At 69.3% G+C, this 15,980-nt stretch carries 13 protein-coding genes; all 13 read left to right on the top strand.

Translation table 11 applies throughout. From position 1 onward, the window contains the following. Positions 1-4 precede the first annotated feature (4 nt). The 13 genes from rplU (at position 5) to ACIBG8_RS29325 (ending at position 15,978) form a co-directional block, all read left to right on the top strand. Positions 5-307: a 50S ribosomal protein L21 gene (gene rplU / locus ACIBG8_RS29265; RefSeq protein WP_183647442.1), complete on the top strand. Its 303-nt coding sequence runs from the start codon at positions 5-7 to the stop codon at positions 305-307. A gap of 19 nt (positions 308-326) precedes the next feature. After that, on the top strand, positions 327-584 hold the full coding sequence (rpmA, locus tag ACIBG8_RS29270; RefSeq protein WP_397346225.1) for a 50S ribosomal protein L27: 258 nt from the start codon (positions 327-329) through the stop codon (positions 582-584). A 204-nt stretch (positions 585-788) separates the two neighbouring features. Continuing rightward, entirely contained in the window at positions 789-2,141 is a 1,353-nt protein-coding gene (gene obgE / locus ACIBG8_RS29275; RefSeq protein ID WP_397346226.1) for a GTPase ObgE, read from the top strand. A 548-nt stretch (positions 2,142-2,689) separates the two neighbouring features. After that, positions 2,690-3,802, top strand: coding sequence for a glutamate 5-kinase (proB, locus tag ACIBG8_RS29280; RefSeq protein ID WP_397346227.1), 1,113 nt, complete (start codon positions 2,690-2,692; stop codon positions 3,800-3,802). A 78-nt stretch (positions 3,803-3,880) separates the two neighbouring features. Further along, the gene (locus ACIBG8_RS29285) at positions 3,881-5,200 is read left to right on the top strand and encodes a glutamate-5-semialdehyde dehydrogenase (RefSeq protein WP_397346228.1); all 1,320 of its coding nucleotides are present in this window, start codon (positions 3,881-3,883) and stop codon (positions 5,198-5,200) included. Positions 5,201-5,222: 22 nt separating this feature from the next. Further along, on the top strand, positions 5,223-5,396 hold the full coding sequence (locus ACIBG8_RS29290; protein WP_397346229.1) for a hypothetical protein: 174 nt from the start codon (positions 5,223-5,225) through the stop codon (positions 5,394-5,396). Positions 5,397-5,476: 80 nt separating this feature from the next. Then, positions 5,477-7,276 carry a protein kinase gene (locus ACIBG8_RS29295; protein WP_397346230.1) on the top strand — a complete coding sequence of 600 codons (1,800 nt, stop codon included), beginning with the start codon at positions 5,477-5,479 and terminating at the stop codon, positions 7,274-7,276. Positions 7,277-7,380: 104 nt separating this feature from the next. After that, positions 7,381-8,610, top strand: a complete 1,230-nt coding sequence (locus ACIBG8_RS29300) for an ROK family protein (RefSeq protein WP_397346232.1) — start codon at positions 7,381-7,383, stop codon at positions 8,608-8,610. Further along, positions 8,607-9,878 (top strand): ABC transporter substrate-binding protein, encoded by a 1,272-nt coding sequence (locus tag ACIBG8_RS29305; RefSeq protein ID WP_397346233.1) that lies wholly within the window; start codon positions 8,607-8,609, stop codon positions 9,876-9,878. Before ACIBG8_RS29300 ends, ACIBG8_RS29305 begins: the two co-directional genes overlap by 4 nt. Next, complete coding sequence (locus ACIBG8_RS29310; RefSeq protein WP_397346234.1) at positions 9,878-10,780, top strand: carbohydrate ABC transporter permease; 903 nt, start codon at positions 9,878-9,880, stop codon at positions 10,778-10,780. Before ACIBG8_RS29305 ends, ACIBG8_RS29310 begins: the two co-directional genes overlap by 1 nt. Further along, positions 10,777-11,604 (top strand): carbohydrate ABC transporter permease, encoded by an 828-nt coding sequence (locus tag ACIBG8_RS29315; protein ID WP_397346235.1) that lies wholly within the window; start codon positions 10,777-10,779, stop codon positions 11,602-11,604. Before ACIBG8_RS29310 ends, ACIBG8_RS29315 begins: the two co-directional genes overlap by 4 nt. Before the next feature lie 40 nt (positions 11,605-11,644). After that, on the top strand, positions 11,645-14,155 hold the full coding sequence (locus tag ACIBG8_RS29320) for a beta-galactosidase (protein ID WP_397347794.1): 2,511 nt from the start codon (positions 11,645-11,647) through the stop codon (positions 14,153-14,155). Further along, positions 14,155-15,978 carry a glycoside hydrolase gene (locus ACIBG8_RS29325; protein WP_397346236.1) on the top strand — a complete coding sequence of 608 codons (1,824 nt, stop codon included), beginning with the start codon at positions 14,155-14,157 and terminating at the stop codon, positions 15,976-15,978. Before ACIBG8_RS29320 ends, ACIBG8_RS29325 begins: the two co-directional genes overlap by 1 nt. The last annotated feature ends 2 nt before the right edge of the window (positions 15,979-15,980 follow it).

Here is a 15,980-nt window from a genome sequence, read left to right on the forward strand (position 1 = left end):
CGCGGTGTACGCGATCGTTCGTTGCGGCGGCAGGCAGCAGAAGGTCTCCGTCGGTGACGTCCTCGAGGTGGACAAGGTCGCCGGCGAGGTCGGTTCTTCGGTTTCGCTGCCGACGGTGCTCGTCGTCAACGATGGCGACGTGACCACGGAGGCGGGCAAGTTCCTGGTCAGCGCCGAGATTCTCGGTGAGACCAAGGGTCCCAAGATCCGCATCCTCAAGTACAAGAACAAGACCGGTTACAAGAAGCGCCAGGGTCACCGCCAGCGGTACACCCAGGTGAAGATCACCGGCATCAACCAGGCCTGAGTCACAGGAGTTTTGAGAGATGGCACACAAGAAGGGCGCGTCGTCCACCCGGAACGGCCGTGACTCCAATTCCCAGCGCCTGGGCGTTAAGCGCTTCGGCGGCCAGCTGGTCAACGCGGGCGAGATCATCGTCCGCCAGCGTGGCACCCACTTCCACCCCGGCGACAACGTCGGCCGCGGCGGCGACGACACGCTGTTCGCGCTGGCCGCCGGTCACGTGCAGTTCGGCGTGAAGCGCGGCCGTCGCGCCGTGAGCATCGTCCCGGTCGCGGAGTAATCTCCGACCGTTAGGTGTTACTCAAGGGGTGGATCTCTACGATCCACCCCTTGAGCTTTTTTGTTTTGGTACGGCGGGGCCATGGAATGGCTACTCGCCGTAAGTGGTCGGGCCGTGTCTGTCATGGCATTCGGCCGCGCTGGTCGGCCGCCGTTACCTCGCCTGGTATCGCGGCGTTGTTGGTAAAGAGATGGAGACTTCGGCATGCCGGACTTTGTGGACCAGGTGGTCCTCCACATCAAGGCCGGTGATGGCGGGAACGGCTGCGCCTCCATTCACCGGGAGAAGTTCAAGCCCCTCGGCGGACCCGACGGCGGGAACGGCGGGCGGGGCGGCGACGTGATCCTCGAAGTGGATCCCAACACCGCGACGCTGCTCGACTACCACCGCCGCCCGCACCGCAACGCGGACAAGGGCAAGCAGGGCGCCGGCGCGAACCGCGACGGGGCCAACGGCGGCGACGTCATCCTGCCCGTACCCAACGGGACCGTGGTCAAGGACGCGAGCACCGGCGAGGTGCTGGTCGACCTCATCGGCGCGGGCACCCGGTACGTCATCGCGCAGGGCGGGCACGGCGGGCTCGGAAACGCGGCCCTCGCCTCCACCAAGCGCAAGGCGCCCGGCTTCGCGCTGCTCGGCGAGCCCGGGGACGCGCTCGACGTGATGCTGGAGATGAAGAGCGTCGCGGACGTGGCGCTCGTCGGGTTCCCCAGTGCGGGCAAGTCGTCGCTGATCGCGGCGCTGTCGGCGGCGCGTCCGAAGATCGCCGACTACCCGTTCACGACGCTGATCCCCAACCTCGGTGTGGTCACGGCCGGGGAGACGATCTTCACGGTGGCTGACGTGCCCGGGTTGATCCCGGGGGCGTCCGAGGGGAAGGGGCTCGGGCACGAGTTCCTGCGGCACGTCGAGCGGTGCGACATGCTCGTGCACGTGATCGACTGCGCGACGATGGAGCCTGGGCGGGACCCTCTCAGCGACTACGAGGCGATCGAGGCGGAGCTGGTCGCGTACGGCAAGCTCGGGGACCGGCCGCGGATGGTGGTGCTGAACAAGGCTGACGTGCCTGACGCCCGGGAACTGGCCGAGATGGTCACGGCCGAGTTCGAGGCCAAGGGGCTGCAGGTGTTCACGATCTCGGCGGCTACGCATGACGGGTTGCGCGAGTTCACGTTCGCGATGGGGGAGTGGGTGGCTGCTGCCCGCGCGGCGAAGCCGGTGGAGGAGCCTACGCGGCTGGTCATCAGGCCGAAGCAGCTGGGGGAGACGGGGTTCTCCGTACGGAAGGTCAACGACAACCTGTTCCAGGTCACCGGGGAGAAGCCGGAGCGGTGGATCAGGCAGACGGACTTCACGAACGACGAGGCCGTGGGGTATCTGGCGGACCGGTTGGAGCGGTTGGGTGTCGAGGACCAGCTGTTGAAGAAGGGGGCGAAGGCGGGCGCGGAGGTGGTGATCGGCTCGATGGAGGATGGCTACATCTTCGACTGGCAGCCGACCCTGAACGCAGAGTCCATCCACGCCGGCCCCCGAGGCACCGACAGCCGCCTCGCGTAACACACCCTTCGCCCGCCCTTGGTCCTGCAGGGGCGGGCGACCTCTGGCAGTTACCGTCCGTGCGAGTGGCGGTCCGGTGGTGAGGCCTCGCGTCGCGAAGGCCTCATCGGGCTACAGGCCCGCACGGCTGCCTGCTCGTGGGAGGCGCGGGTGCCTTCGGCCCACTCGCCTCCTGTAGACACGCACGACCTCGGCCCCTGCTCGCCGCCTCCAACAGAGGCGACAATGACCATGCGCGCAGCCATCGCGGCGGGTGACCTCTGGCGGTTACCGTCCGTGTAAGTGACGGTCCGGTGGTGAGGTCTCGCTTCGCGAAGGCCTTGTCGGGCTACGGGCCCACGCGGCCGTCTGCTCGTGGGGAGGCTTCGGTGCGGTTGTGCCGTAGAGGGTCGGGCGAGGGGTCGGGTCCCCGACGCGGCGATGAGGTGGTGGTCGCGAGTGGCCTCTGACGAGGACGGTCGTGGAGCAGCGCCATGGGCGGACCGGGTGGGGTGTCCAGGGGGTGGATGGTCGGGGTGGGGGTTGGGGTGGGGCGGTAGGGTTTGGGCGTGCGGGAACAGATCAGCGCAGCGTCAAGGGTCGTCGTCAAGGTCGGCTCCTCCTCGCTCACCACCCCCCAGGGCATGATCGACGTGGATCGGGTCGATGCTCTTGTTGACGTCCTGGCGGCCAGGCGCAAGACCGGGAGCCAGCTCGTTCTCGTCTCCTCCGGTGCCATCGCCGCCGGTCTCGGCCCGCTGGGGCTTACGGCGCGGCCGCGGGATCTGGCTACCCAGCAGGCCGCCGCGTCCGTCGGCCAGGGGGTGCTGGTTGCTCGCTACACCTCGTCCTTCGCCCGGTACGGGCTGCGGGTCGGGCAGGTGCTGCTCACCGCCGATGACATGATGCGGCGGTCGCATCATGCCAACGCTCAGCGGACCCTCAGCAGGCTGCTTGAGCTGGGCATCGTTCCGATCGTCAATGAGAACGACACCGTTGCCACGGACGAGATCCGGTTCGGGGACAACGATCGGCTGGCGGCGCTCGTCGCGCACCTCGTGCATGCTGACGCGCTCGTCCTGCTGTCGGATGTTGACGCGCTCTACGATGGGCCGCCGTCCCGAGCGGGGTCGCAGCGGCTCAAGGAGATTCGCGGGCCGGAGGACCTGGTCGGCGTGGAGCTGGGCAAGAGCGGTGCGTCCGTCGGCACGGGCGGGATGATCACCAAGGTCCAGGCGGCCAGGATCGCGACCGGGGCCGGGGTGCCTGTCGTGCTGACCGCGGCTGCTCACGCCGCGCAGGCGCTGGCGGGGGCTGACGTGGGGACGTTCTTCCACCCTGGGGGACGCCACCCGGGCACCCGGCTGCTGTGGCTGGCGCACGCCACGACCGGGCGGGGCAGGCTGCATCTCGACGCGGGAGCGGTCGAGGCGGTCGTGACCAGACGCAAGTCGTTGCTGCCCGCCGGGGTCGTGTCGGTCGAGGGGGAGTTCGCCGCCGGAGATCCTGTGGACCTGTGCGGGCCCAGGGGCAGGGTGGTGGCTCGCGGGCTGGTCAACTTCGACGCAGGAGAGATCCCCGGGCTGCTCGGGCGGTCGACGAAGGACCTGGGAAGCGAGCTCGGTCCAGAATATGAACGCGAGCTCATCCACCGCGACGACATCGTCATACTAGAGCGATGAGCAGGAGTGGCGCGTCCCGCTCTGGACTGAGGAACGCAGGGAGCGGAGCGACCGAGGTGACGAGGGAAGAGTGGGACTTTGGGCGCCACGACAGCTGAGCGGAGCGAGGCAATGAGCACTGACTTCCTGAAAGTTGCCCAGGCCGCGCGAGCGGCCGCCGCGGAGCTGGCCCCGCTGCCCAGGACGCCGAAGGACAAGGCGCTCAGAGCGATAGCCGACGCGCTGGAAGCGCATGCGGACGAGATCGTCGAGGCCAACAAGAAGGACGTCGAGAAGGCGCGCGAGCAGGGCACGTCCGAGGCGATGATCGATCGGCTCAGGCTCGACGTCCAGCGCGTCAAGGGCATCGCCGACGCGGTCAGGGCGGTGGCGGACCTGCCCGATCCCGTGGGTGAGGTCGTACGGGGCAGCACGCTGCCCAACGGGCTGGAGCTGCGCCAGCTCCGGGTGCCGCTCGGCGTCATCGGCATCATCTACGAGGGCCGCCCCAACGTCACCGTCGACGGCGCCGCGCTCTGCCTCAAGAGCGGCAACGCGGTGCTGCTGCGCGGCTCGTCCAGCGCCTACTCCTCCAACACCGCGCTGGTGAAGATCATGCAGGAGGCGCTGGAGGGCACGGACGTGCCGGCGGGAGCCGTACAGCTCGTGCCTGGCCTGACGCGCGACTCGGTCAAGCACCTCATGCGGGCGCGCGGCCTGGTCGACGTGCTCATCCCGCGCGGCGGCGCGTCGCTGATCAACTCGGTGGTCGAGGAGTCGACCGTGCCGGTGATCGAGACGGGCGTGGGCAACTGCCACGTGTACGTCGACGCGGACGCCGACCTCGACGTCGCGCTCGGCATCCTGGTGAACGCCAAGGCGCAGCGGCCGTCGGTGTGCAACGCGGCGGAGACGTTCCTGGTGCACAGGGACGTCGCGGACGCCTTCGTCCCCAGGGCGCTCCAGGCGCTGAAGGAGGCCGGGGTGACCGTGCACGGCGATGCGCAAATCGCGAAATATCCGGATGTGGTGCCTGCTACCGAGGACGACTTCTTCGCCGAATACCTGAGCCTCGACATCGCGGCGGCCGTGGTCGACTCGCTGGAGGACGCGGTCAAGCACATCCGCACCTACGGTTCCGGCCACACCGAGGCCATCGTGACCCGCTCGCAGCAGGCGGCGCGCACGTTCGTCTCGCTCGTCGACGCGGCGGCCGTGGCGGTCAACGCCTCGACGCGGTTCACCGACGGCGGCGAGTTCGGGTTCGGCGCCGAGATCGGCATCTCCACCCAGAAGCTGCACGCGCGCGGGCCGATGGGGCTCGCCGAGCTCACCTCGACCAAGTGGATTTACACGGGCGAGGGGCATTTGCGCACGTCAGAGGGGTCGGTCCGCGTGTCGGAGCTGGCATCCGGCTGAGCGGATGGCTTGACTGGGGTCCATGGAGATTGTGATAGCCCTGATCTTCGCCGGGGCCGTGCTGTTCGGCGCCGACCGGATCCTGCTGTGGATGGAGAAGCGCGGCCACGTCAACTGGCGGCGCAAGGGGCGCAAGAAGCTGTCCCAGGAGCCCAGCGCCGGGCTCGACGCGATGCTGACCGATACGCACAAGTAACCTCGGCGCGCCGCACACGTTTACCAGCGCACCACCGCTAAGGTGGTGCCCGCTATGGGCGCGCCGAGCGAGGAGGGAGCGTGACCAAGCTCGGCAAGGTCGGGCCATACACCCTTCTCGAACGGGTCGGCCGGGGCGGCATGGGCGAGGTCTACCTCGCGACCACCCGCCGGGGCGACCACGTCGCCGTCAAGGTCCTGCACGACCTGATCGAGGACGACTCCTCGCGCATCAGGCTCGAACGCGAAGTGCGGGCGCTGCGCCGGGTGGAGTCGCCGTACGTCGCCAAGGTGCTCGACGCCGACCTGCAGTGCGCCAGGCCGTACCTGGTCATGGAGCACATCGTCGGCGACACCCTGCTGGACAGGGTACGGCGGAGCGGCCCGCTGGCCGGGGTGGACCTGGTCGAGATGGCCCAGGGCATCGCCACCGCGCTGGCGATCATCCACGCGGCCGGGGTGGTCCATCGCGACCTGAAGCCCGCCAACATCCTCATGGGCGACGACGGGCCGGTGCTGATCGACTTCGGCATCGCGCAGGTGCACGACGCCACGCGGCTCACCATGACCGGCACCTTCCTCGGCACGCCCGGATACGCGGCGCCCGAGCTGTTCGCCGACGAGCACGTCGACTCGCCCGCCGACGTGCACGCGTGGGCGGCCACGGTGGCGTTCGCGGCGACCGGGCGGCCGACGTTCGGGCGGGGGACGCTCGAGGCGCAGATGTACGCGGTGATGAACGGGCAGGCGGATCTCAAGGGTGTGCCCGCGAGCTTGTTGCCGCTGATCAGAGCGGCGCTCAACCGGGAGCCCGCCAAGCGCCCGACGGCGGCGCTGCTGTCCGACCGGCTGTCGCGGCTGGCTCGGGCCGTCGCGCCCGCTCCGGTTGAGGCGGAGGAGACGCCCTCGCGTGCGAGGAACACCCGGCGCGGTGCGGACCCGGCGGAGGTCCCGGCCCCACGCGGCCGCACGTCCCCAGGTGCGGAGGGGGGTACGGCGGCGCGCGGGCGTCCCGCCGGCGAGGCTGCCCGGGTGCGTCCCGCGCCAGGCGCGGAAGGTACGGCCTCCAGGGCGCGTCCTGCGGCTGGAGCTGAGGGTACGGCGGGGCGTGGCCGTACTCCGGCAGGCGGTGAGGCTGCGGCGGTGCGTAGCCGTGCCGCGGCCGGGTCGGAGAACACCGGGCCGCGCAGCCGTCCGGCGCCGGAGGCCAAGCGGGTGGCGGGCGCCGCGAGCGGCGGCGACGGCAAGCGGGCCGACAGCAAGCTGGCCATGACCGGGGTCGAGACCGCCAAACGCGGAGCCACCGCCGAGAAGGCAGCCAAGAAGCGGCCGGTGAAGCGCAAGCCGGAAGGTTCGCCCACCTCGCTGCCCGCGGGGAACATGGCGTTGCTGCTCCTGGCCGTGCTCGCCGTGCCCTGCGTGGTGGCGACGGTGATCTGGCCGGTGGCGACGTTCGGCGTCACCGGCGGGCTGATCGTGCTCACCAGGACGTTCTGGGCCGGCCACTGGCTGGCCAGGAAGCGCAAGTCACGCAAGGTACGGATCGCCCTGCGCGTCCTGACCTTCCCCTTCGTGCTGATCGCCGGAGTGGCGACCGTCGCCCTCTGGCCGGGCATCCCGGTCGCCGCCGTGTCCGCCGGCGTCCTCTGGCTGACGGCGGGCGGCGAGTTCCCGCCGGACTGGTGGCAGCAGGCCGCCCCGGTCACCGCGGCGGGCGCCGTCTTCGGCGTGTTGTGCGGCGCGATCGCGGGCCGCGAGATCGAGCGCGTCGGCAACGCCCTGCCCCTGCTCCGCCGCGAGGGCCTGCGCGCCCTGGCCGTGCTGGGCGGCTTCGTCGCCATCTGCGCCGCCGCCGTCCGGGCCATCGCGCTGCTCGTCTGACCTCGCCTTCGCCGGGAGAACTTCCTTCGGTTCCAATATTTACAACTCTTAGACGAAGTACTAGCCTAACCTCACTCCAGCCCGCGAAGTGAGGTTTTGATCACATGCTGCGCCGTTCGACCAGTGACATCAGGCGGGCCAACCGGCTCGACGTGTTGCGCCGCATCTACGCGGCAGGCTCGGCGACGCGGCAGGAGATCGCCAGGGACAGCGAGCTGAGCTTCGCCACGATCGCCAACGTCGTCAACGACCTGCTCGGCTGCGGCGTCATCGTGGAGGGGCACTTCGAGGGGTCGGGCAGCGGGCGGCCGCGTGCCGTGCTGGTGCCCAACGCCGGGCGCGGGCTGCTGGTCGGTGTGGACGTGGCGGAGACGTACGTGCACGTCGCGCTGTTCGACCTGGCGCTGCAGGTCAGGCACGCCTCCGAGCACCCGATCGGGCCGGAGACCAACCAGCCCGACGACATCGCCGCGCACATCGGCGAGGCCATCGACGCGCTGCTCGCCGAGTTCGGGGCGAGCAAGAGCGACGTGCTCGGCGTCGGGGTGAGCGTCCCCGGCCAGGTGGCGCCCGCGCTGGGCGTCTCGGTGTTCGCGCCGGGCTGGGACTGGCACGACGTCCCGCTCCTGGCCATCCTCCAGGAACGCATCGAACTGCCCGTCTACCTGGACAACCCGCTCATGGCCAGTACGGTCGCCGAGCTGTGGTTCGGCGCCGGGCGCGAGGCGGACAACGTCATCTGCGTCACCGTCGGCACCGGCGTCGGCGCGGGCATCGCCATCAACGGCTCGCTGTATCGCGGCACCACCAACGCCGCGGGCGAGTGGGGCCACAGCGTGGTCGTCTACGACGGCCGCTCCTGCCGGTGCGGCAGCCGCGGCTGCGTCGAGGCCTACGTCGGCGCGCCGGGCGTCATGCGGACGCTGCGCGAGCTCGACGCGGACAGCCCCCTGCTGCACGGCGACGACCAGGACGCGACGATCGCCGCGCTGGCCCGTGCGGCGGGCGACGGCGACCCCGTCGCCCTGGAGGCGATCAGGCGCACCGCCGGGTATCTCGGCGCGGGCCTGGCCAATCTGGTCAACATTCTCAACCCGGAAGCCATCGTCATCGGCAGCTGGGCAGGTCTGGCCCTCGGCCCGCACCTGCTCGAGGAGTTGCGCGAGGTCGTCGCCAGGCACGCCCTGGACCGGCCCAACACCGCAGCCCGCCTGCACCTGTGTGACATCCCCGGCGATCCGGTCAGTCTCGGGGCCGCAACCTTCGCCCTCGAAGGGTTCCTCGACGAGGTCCTCGCGGGCGCAAGCCGTACGAAATCTGGAAGGTCTTCATGAAAGCGTTCGCTGCCTGTCTCGCCTTAGCCGTCCTGGCCACCGCGTGTTCGTCCGGTGGAGGCGAAGCCAAGCCGGGTGAGAAGGTCGAGCTCACCATGAGCGTCTGGGGCGGCAAGGAGGACGAGGCGACCTATACGAAGCGGCTCGCCCTCGTGCACCAGAAATATCCTGACATCACGGTGAAGCTGGAGTACACGCCGGGCTCCAACGACTACGACCAGAAGATCCAGACGGCGCTGGCCGGGCGCAAGGGCCCGGACATCATGGAGTTCGCGGAGAACATCCACGTCTTCTCCAGCAAGAACCAGCTCGCGCCGCTCGACGACTACGTCGCCAAGGCCAAGCTCGACGTGGCCGCCCGCTTCGGCGACAAGGTGCCCGCGCAGTACCAGCGGGACGGCAAGACCTACGCGCTGCCCGACCGCAGCGGCGCCATGGTCCTCTACTACAACAAGAAGCTGTTCGACGCCGCCGGGGTGAAGTACCCGAGCGCCGAGTGGACCTGGACCGACTTCCGCGCCGCCGCCCAGAAGCTGACCGCCCGCGACGGCGACAAGATCAAGACGTACGGCTTCGCCGCGGGCAACTGGTGGCCGTGGTGGATGACGTTCATGAAGCAGAACGGCGGCGACATCGTCGACGCCTCGGGCAAGCCGGTCGTGAACTCGCCCGCCAACGTGGAGGCGCTGAAGTTCTACAACGACCTCGTCTACGTGGACAAGGTCGCGCCGTCGCCCACCGACTACGCCAACCTCGGCAAGGACATCGGGCCAGACCCGCTGTTCGCGCAGGGCAAGACGGCGATGCAGCTCACCGGGTTCTGGAACATCGGCTCGCTGAAGAAGACACCTGACGTCGACTGGGACATCGCGCCGCTGTGGAAGGGCAAGCAGCCCGCCACCGTCGCGTTCGGCAACGGGCTGTCGGTCAACGCCAACAGCAAGAACAAGGACGCCGCCTTCAAGGTCATCGACTTCCTGACCAGCGAGGAGGGGCAGAAGCCGATCGTCGAGAACAACCAGGACGCACCGGCGAACCTGGCGCTGCTCGGCAACGACGCCTTCCTGAAGTCGGCGCCAGGCAAGAACATGGGCGCGTTCAAGGAGTCCGCCGCGATGCTCTACTCGCCGCCGATCGGGCCGCACTGGAACGAGATGCAGAAGGTCTTCGACGACGCGCTCGGGCCGTTCTTCCAGAACAAGGCGGACGCACAGGCGACGCTGGACCGGGTGCAGACGGAGCTGCAGGCGTTGCTGGGCACTGGCTGATGCGTCGGCGCGAGTCGCTGTGGTTCTACCTGATGGTGTCGCCGTGGGTCGTCGGCTTCGTGGTTCTGACGCTGGGGCCCATGGTGTTCTCGGGGTACCTCAGCCTGACGGACTGGGACCTGTTCAACCCGCCGGAGTGGGTGGGGCTGGACAACTACGTGAAGATGTTCACGGGCGACCCGGTGTTCTGGAAGGTGCTCGGCAACACGTTCTTCTACGCGTTCCTGTCGGTGCCGCTGTGCATGCTGGCCTCGCTGGGCGCCGCTTACCTGCTGAACAAGCCACTCCGTTTCCGTCGATTGTTTCGCACCGCGATCTACCTGCCCACGCTGGTGCCGCTGGTGGCCACGTCGATCCTGTTCGTGTGGATGTTCGCGCCGGACACCGGGCTGATCAACACCTTCCTGGCGTTGTTCGGCATCGACGGGCCGGAGTGGCTGCTGGACGCCTCGTGGGTGAAGCCCGCGCTGATCCTCGTGTCGGTCTGGCAGATCGGCACGTCGGTCCTGTTGCTGCTGGCGGGCATGCAGAGCGTGCCGAAGCACCTCTACGAGGCGGCGGCGCTGGACGGGGCTTCCCCATGGCAGCAGTTCAGGCACATCACGATCCCCATGCTGACGCCGGTGATCTTCTTCAACCTGGTGATGGGGATCATCGGGGCATTCCAGGTGTTCGCCCAGATCTACATCATGACCTCAAAAGGCAATAATTTCGGCGGTCCGGACAACGCCAGCCAGATGATGGTGCCCTTCCTCTTCAACCACGCGTTCAAGTTCAACCACATGGGCTACGCCTCCGCGATCGCCTGGGTGTTGTTCGCGATCCTGCTCACCCTGACCGCGGTCGTCATCCGCTCCTCCAGCCTCTGGGTCTTCTACGAGAGTGAGGTGCGGCGCAAGTGAGAGCCCTGCACTACGCGGTGCTGACCGTGCTGTCCGCGCTGTTCACCGCGCCCCTGCTGTTCATGGTGTCCATGGCGCTGTCCAGCGACGCCACCTCAGCCCGCGCCGAGTTCTCGCTGTGGCCCAAGGACTGGGAGTTCGGCAACTTCGTCAAGGCGTTCACCTCGGACCTGCCGATGGGCTCGTTCCTGACGAACTCGCTGATCCTGACCGGCTTCGCCGTACTCGGGCAGGTGTTCGTCAGCGCCATGGTGGCCTACGCCTTCGCCAGGCTGCGCGCGCCGGGCAAGAACGTCCTGTTCATCGTGCTGCTGTCGACGCTGATGCTGCCGGCGGAGATCACGCTGATCCCGCAGTTCACGATGTTCTCCGAGCTCGGCTGGGTGGACACGCTGCTGCCGCTGGTGGTGCCGAACTTCTTCGGCGGCGCCTACAACATCTTCCTCATGCGGCAGTTCATCGCGCGCATCCCGCGCGACCTGGACGAGGCGGCCGCGATCGACGGGCTCGGATATTTCCGGATCTTCACCCGGATCGTGCTGCCGCTGATGAAGCCCGCGCTGATCGCGGTCGGGATCTTCACCTTCTCCTGGAACTGGGGCTGGTTCATGGGCCCCCTGATCTATCTCAACTCGCCGGAGAACATGCCGCTGGCCCTGGGCGTGCAGGTGCTGTACGCCACGGGCGGGGCCGGGCAGGTGCCGCCGTGGAACATGGTCATGGTCGGCTCGCTGATCCTGACCGTGCCCATGATCATCGTCTATTTCTTCGGCCAGAAGTACATGCACGAGCTCAGCGTCTCCGCGAGCTCCGACCAGAAATGAGCCACCGCTGAACGTCCGGATCGCCGACGGCCGCCTCTACATCGACGACGAGCCTCGGCTGCTGCTGTGTGCCTCCCTGTTCTACTTCCGCATCGCGCGCGGGCAGTGGCGCGAGCGGCTGCGTGCCGTGCGGGAGTCTGGTTACACCTGCGTCGACGTCTACTTCCCGTGGAACCACCACGAGCTCGCGCCCGGCGTGTGGGACTTCGCCGGGGAGCGGGACGTGGCCGCCTTCCTGGAGATGGCGCACGAGGAGGGGCTGCTGGTGCTGGCCAGGCCCGGGCCGTACATCTGCTCGGAGTGGGACGGGGGCGCGCTGCCCGCCTGGCTGCCTTTGACCGAGGGGGTACGGCTGCGCGACGCCAACGGGCCGTTCCTGGAGGCGGTGCGTGGGTGGTTCGACCGGATCCTGCCGATCTTGCGTGACGCTCCCGCGGTGGCGCTGGTGCAACTGGAGAACGAGCTCGACTTCTTCGACTGCGCCGATCCTGCCGGATATATCGCGGCATTGCGGGAGATGGTGCTCGCGCATGGCATCGCCGTACCGCTCATCGCCTGTGCCGGTCAGGGGGATCTGGCTCGGGCCACGGGCGAGGTGGACGGGGTCGTGCCCGCCGCGAACTTCTACCCCTCCGACTCCTCTCCGGCCATCGAGTCGATCGCCGAGGTGTATCGGGGGTGGCTCGCCGAGCGGGGGTTCCCGCTGCTGGTGACGGAGACGAACCGGGCGCATGTGACGTTGCGCCGGTTGCTGTCGGCGGGGGCGACGTTGATCGGGCCCTATCTGCAGGCGTCCGGGAACGACTTCGGGTTCACCGGGGCGGTGAACAACTGGGGGTCGCCGCTGGCGTTGCTGACCAGTGACTACGACTTCGGCGGATATCTGTCGCCGTCCGGGGTGCGGCGTTCGGAGTACGGCGAGGCCAGGCTGCTCGCCGGGCTGGTGGATGCGCTGGGACCTGCTTTGGCGGCCGCGACTCCCGCTGAGGTGAAGGTGGTGGCCGACTTCCCGCTGGTGGACGGTGGGGCTCGGGCGCTGGCGTTGCGCGGTGGGGGGACGTTGGTGGCGCTGGCCAACCCCGGCGCCGCCTCCGGTGTGGCTCGGGTGGGGGACGTCGAGGTGCGGGTGCCTGCTGAGAGCTGCCCGTTCGTGCTGCTCGACTGGCCGATCCCGGGTGGGGGAGGGGTGGAGAGCGCGGCGGCCGAGCTGCGGCTGGTGGCGCCTGGGCTGCTCGTGTTCACCGGCGGCGGCGAGGTCGTCGTGCGGGTCGGTGGTGAGCGGGCGGTCGTCACGGAGACCACGCGGGTGGGCGACCTGCGGGTGGTGCTGCTCGACCGGGCGGACTCGATGGCGCTGCGCGGGCTGGGCGACGACGGTGAGCTGGTCTTCGACGACCGTGGTTTCGGCGGTCCTGGGGACCGGGCTGAGGTCGTCAGGGTGGTCGGGCAGGTGGGCGTCGAGGGTGCTGGAGCTGCGCTGGCGGGTGAGCCGCGCAGTCTGGGCGACGTGCCGACGCGGCCCGAGCGGCTCGGGGCCTATCGCGGCTACTCCTGGTATGCGGCGGACAGCGCGCCGGGCGAGGCGATCCTGCTGCACGCCGCCGCCGACATCCTGTCCGTCTACGCGGACGGCGAATACCGGGGTACGGTCACCCCCGGCGGCGGGTTCGCGCTGCTCCCAGGGCGTTCCGGCACCAGGGTCGAGGTGCGCGCCGAGATCTGGGGGCATCCGAACTTCGACGACGCCCGCCTGCCCGCCCTGCGCCTGGGCTCGTTGCGCGGCTTCGACGCGGTCACCTCGGTCAGCGCCGTGCACGAGCTCGGCCCGTGGGCGATCACCGGCGAGGGCATCGGCCAGGCCCCGGCCCCGCTCACCGGGTGGGGCGGATGGATCACCGCCCAGCAACCCGCCAAGGCACGATATTTCGCGGAATTCCGGGCGGCGCTCGACGCCGACTCCTGGGTGTTGCGCCTCGACGGGCTGGCGGCGCAGGTCGAGGTGACCGTCAACGGCGTGCCGTTCGGGCTGGTCAACCCGCACGACCCGTTCGTGGACGTCACCACGGCCGTCGAGCCGGGCGGCACGGCCACGATCGAGCTCGCCCTGACCCGCTGGCACGGCGCGGAGGCGGGCGAGGTCACGCTGCTCGAAGGGCGCAGGGCCACCGGATGGACGGCCGCGTTCGCCGAGGAGCCCGAGCTCTGGACGGCCTCGCTGAAGGGCGACGCCACGGCGCTGGAGCTGCCCGTCGAGCTGCCGCCGGGCGAGGTGCGCTGGATCCACGTCGAGGCCGACCCGCTGGCCGGCCGTACCTGGACGGTCTTCTGCGCGGGCGCCGACCTCAAGCTGACCGCCTTCTTCAACGGCCGCCTCGTCGGCCGCCTCTGGCTGCCCGGCGACACCAGGCCCGTCATGGCCGGCGGCGACGCCGACCGGTTCACGCTGCCGGAGCCCTGGTTCGACGGAGCGGGAAACCGGCTGTCGCTGCTGGCGGAAGCCGTACACGCGGAAAGGCCCGGCACGCTCACCCAGATCAAGGCAGGTCCCTGATGATCAAACCTCTCTTATCCCTCCTTCTCGCCGTCAACCCCGTCGCCCTGGTCGATCCGGCCGCGATGGTCGTCGACCCCAACGTGCGCTACCAGACCGTCGAGGGCTGGGGCACCTCGCTGGCCTGGTGGGCCAACGTGGTCGGCGGCTGGAGCGACGCGGCCAGGTCGCAGGTGGCCGACGCGCTGTTCGACCCGGTCAACGGCCTCGGGCTGAACATCGTCCGCTACAACCTCGGCGGCGGACCCAACCCGGAGCCGCAGGCCGGATACCGGGTCGGCGCCGACATACCGACGTTCATGCCCGCGTCGGGGACCTGGGACTGGAACGCCGACGCCAACCAGCGCTGGGTCGCCCAGGCCGCCAAGGCGCGCGGCGTCACCCTCTGGGAGGGGTTCGCCAACTCCCCGCCCGCCTGGATGACGGTCAGCAACTGCACGGGCGGCCACGACGACGGCAACCAGGAGAACCTGAAGGCGGGACTCAAGAGCGCCTACGCCTCCTATCTCGCCGAGACGGCCAAGCACTTCCGCGACGCGTGGGGCATCACCTTCCGCACGGTCTCGCCGTTCAACGAGCCGAACGCCACCTGGTGGCACTGCTCCAACAACCAGGAGGGCAACCGCATCCTGCCCGCCTCCCAGAACGAGATCGTCAAGCTGCTCGACACAGAGCTCAAGGCGCGCGGGCTGACCGGCACGAGCGTCGCGGGCCCCGAGGAGTACACGCCGGCCGACTCCCTCGCCTCCTACACCGGCTACGACGCCACGGCCAAGGCGGCGCTCGGCCAGATCAACACGCACACCTACCAGACGGGCGGCGCCGCGCCGCTGCGCAGGCAGGCCGAGGTGGACGGCAAGCGGCTGTGGATGTCCGAGGTCGGGGTCGGAGGTACGGCGACGCACAACCACAGTGACTTCTCCAGCGCGCTGGAGCTGTCCGCCAAGATCCGCAGCGACCTGCTCGACCTGCGGCCGGCCGCGTGGGTGTACTGGCAGGCGGTGGAGAACGAGCAGCTGCAGAACAACTGGGGGCTGATGCACGCGAACTTCACCGGCGCCCAGCAGTCATGGAAGACCCGGCAATACTGGGCGATGGCGAACTACTCCCGGTTCATCAAGCCCGGCTACCAGATCGTCGACCTGGCGGACAGCCAGGGCCTCGCCGCCTTCCACCAGGCCAGCGGCACGCTCGTCATCGTCACGGCCAACCAGGGGACCTCGTCCAGGCCGGTCTCCTATGACCTGTCCCGGTTCCTGGCGGTCGGCGGTACGGCGCAGCCGTACCGGACCTCCGTCTCCGAGGACCTGGTACGGCAGGCGGACGTGCCGATCGCGAACGGCGTCTTCACCACCAGCCTGCCGCCGCAGTCGATCACGACGTTCGTGGTGCCGCCAGGTACGCCGGGGCCGAACCTGCTGGCCAACCCCGGTTTCGAGACGGGCAGCCTGAGCGGCTGGCAGGCGGAGTGGAATCCGTCACGGGCGTGGATCGAGACCAGCTACCCGCACGAGGGCGCGTACGACGCTTCGCTGCATCCCACGTCCACGCAGGATGTCGCGGTCTATCAGACGTTCACCGCGCCACGCACCGGGACCTACACCCTCAAGGGGTTCGCGGCCACCAACGCCTCCGGCGTACAGCTGGGGGTGGACGTGGCCGGCACGCAGGCCGGCCAGCGTACGGTGGAACCGAACATCGGGTATCTCGCCCAGAACCTGAAGTTCACCGCCACAGCCGGGCAGCTCGTCAAGGTCTGGTACTACGCCGAGCGCAGCACCGGCTGGGCGACGCTCGACAGGGTCTCCGTGGTCTTCGGTTAGTC

The organism is Nonomuraea sp. NPDC050556, from assembly GCF_044457355.1.
In the GTDB taxonomy this organism is placed as follows: Bacteria; Actinomycetota; Actinomycetes; order Streptosporangiales; family Streptosporangiaceae; genus Nonomuraea.

Bases quoted from the DNA above. Each gene is read 5' to 3' on its own strand.
- ACIBG8_RS29300 (WP_397346232.1), top strand. From the start codon at position 7,381: ATGCTGCGCCGTTCGACCAGTGACATCAGGCGGGCCAACCGGCTCGAC.
- rpmA (WP_397346225.1), top strand. From the start codon at position 327: ATGGCACACAAGAAGGGCGCGTCGTCCACCCGGAACGGCCGTGACTCC.
- ACIBG8_RS29305 (WP_397346233.1), top strand. From the start codon at position 8,607: ATGAAAGCGTTCGCTGCCTGTCTCGCCTTAGCCGTCCTGGCCACCGCG.
- obgE (WP_397346226.1), top strand. From the start codon at position 789: ATGCCGGACTTTGTGGACCAGGTGGTCCTCCACATCAAGGCCGGTGAT.
- ACIBG8_RS29325 (WP_397346236.1), top strand. From the start codon at position 14,155: ATGATCAAACCTCTCTTATCCCTCCTTCTCGCCGTCAACCCCGTCGCC.
- ACIBG8_RS29310 (WP_397346234.1), top strand. From the start codon at position 9,878: ATGCGTCGGCGCGAGTCGCTGTGGTTCTACCTGATGGTGTCGCCGTGG.
- ACIBG8_RS29290 (WP_397346229.1), top strand. From the start codon at position 5,223: ATGGAGATTGTGATAGCCCTGATCTTCGCCGGGGCCGTGCTGTTCGGC.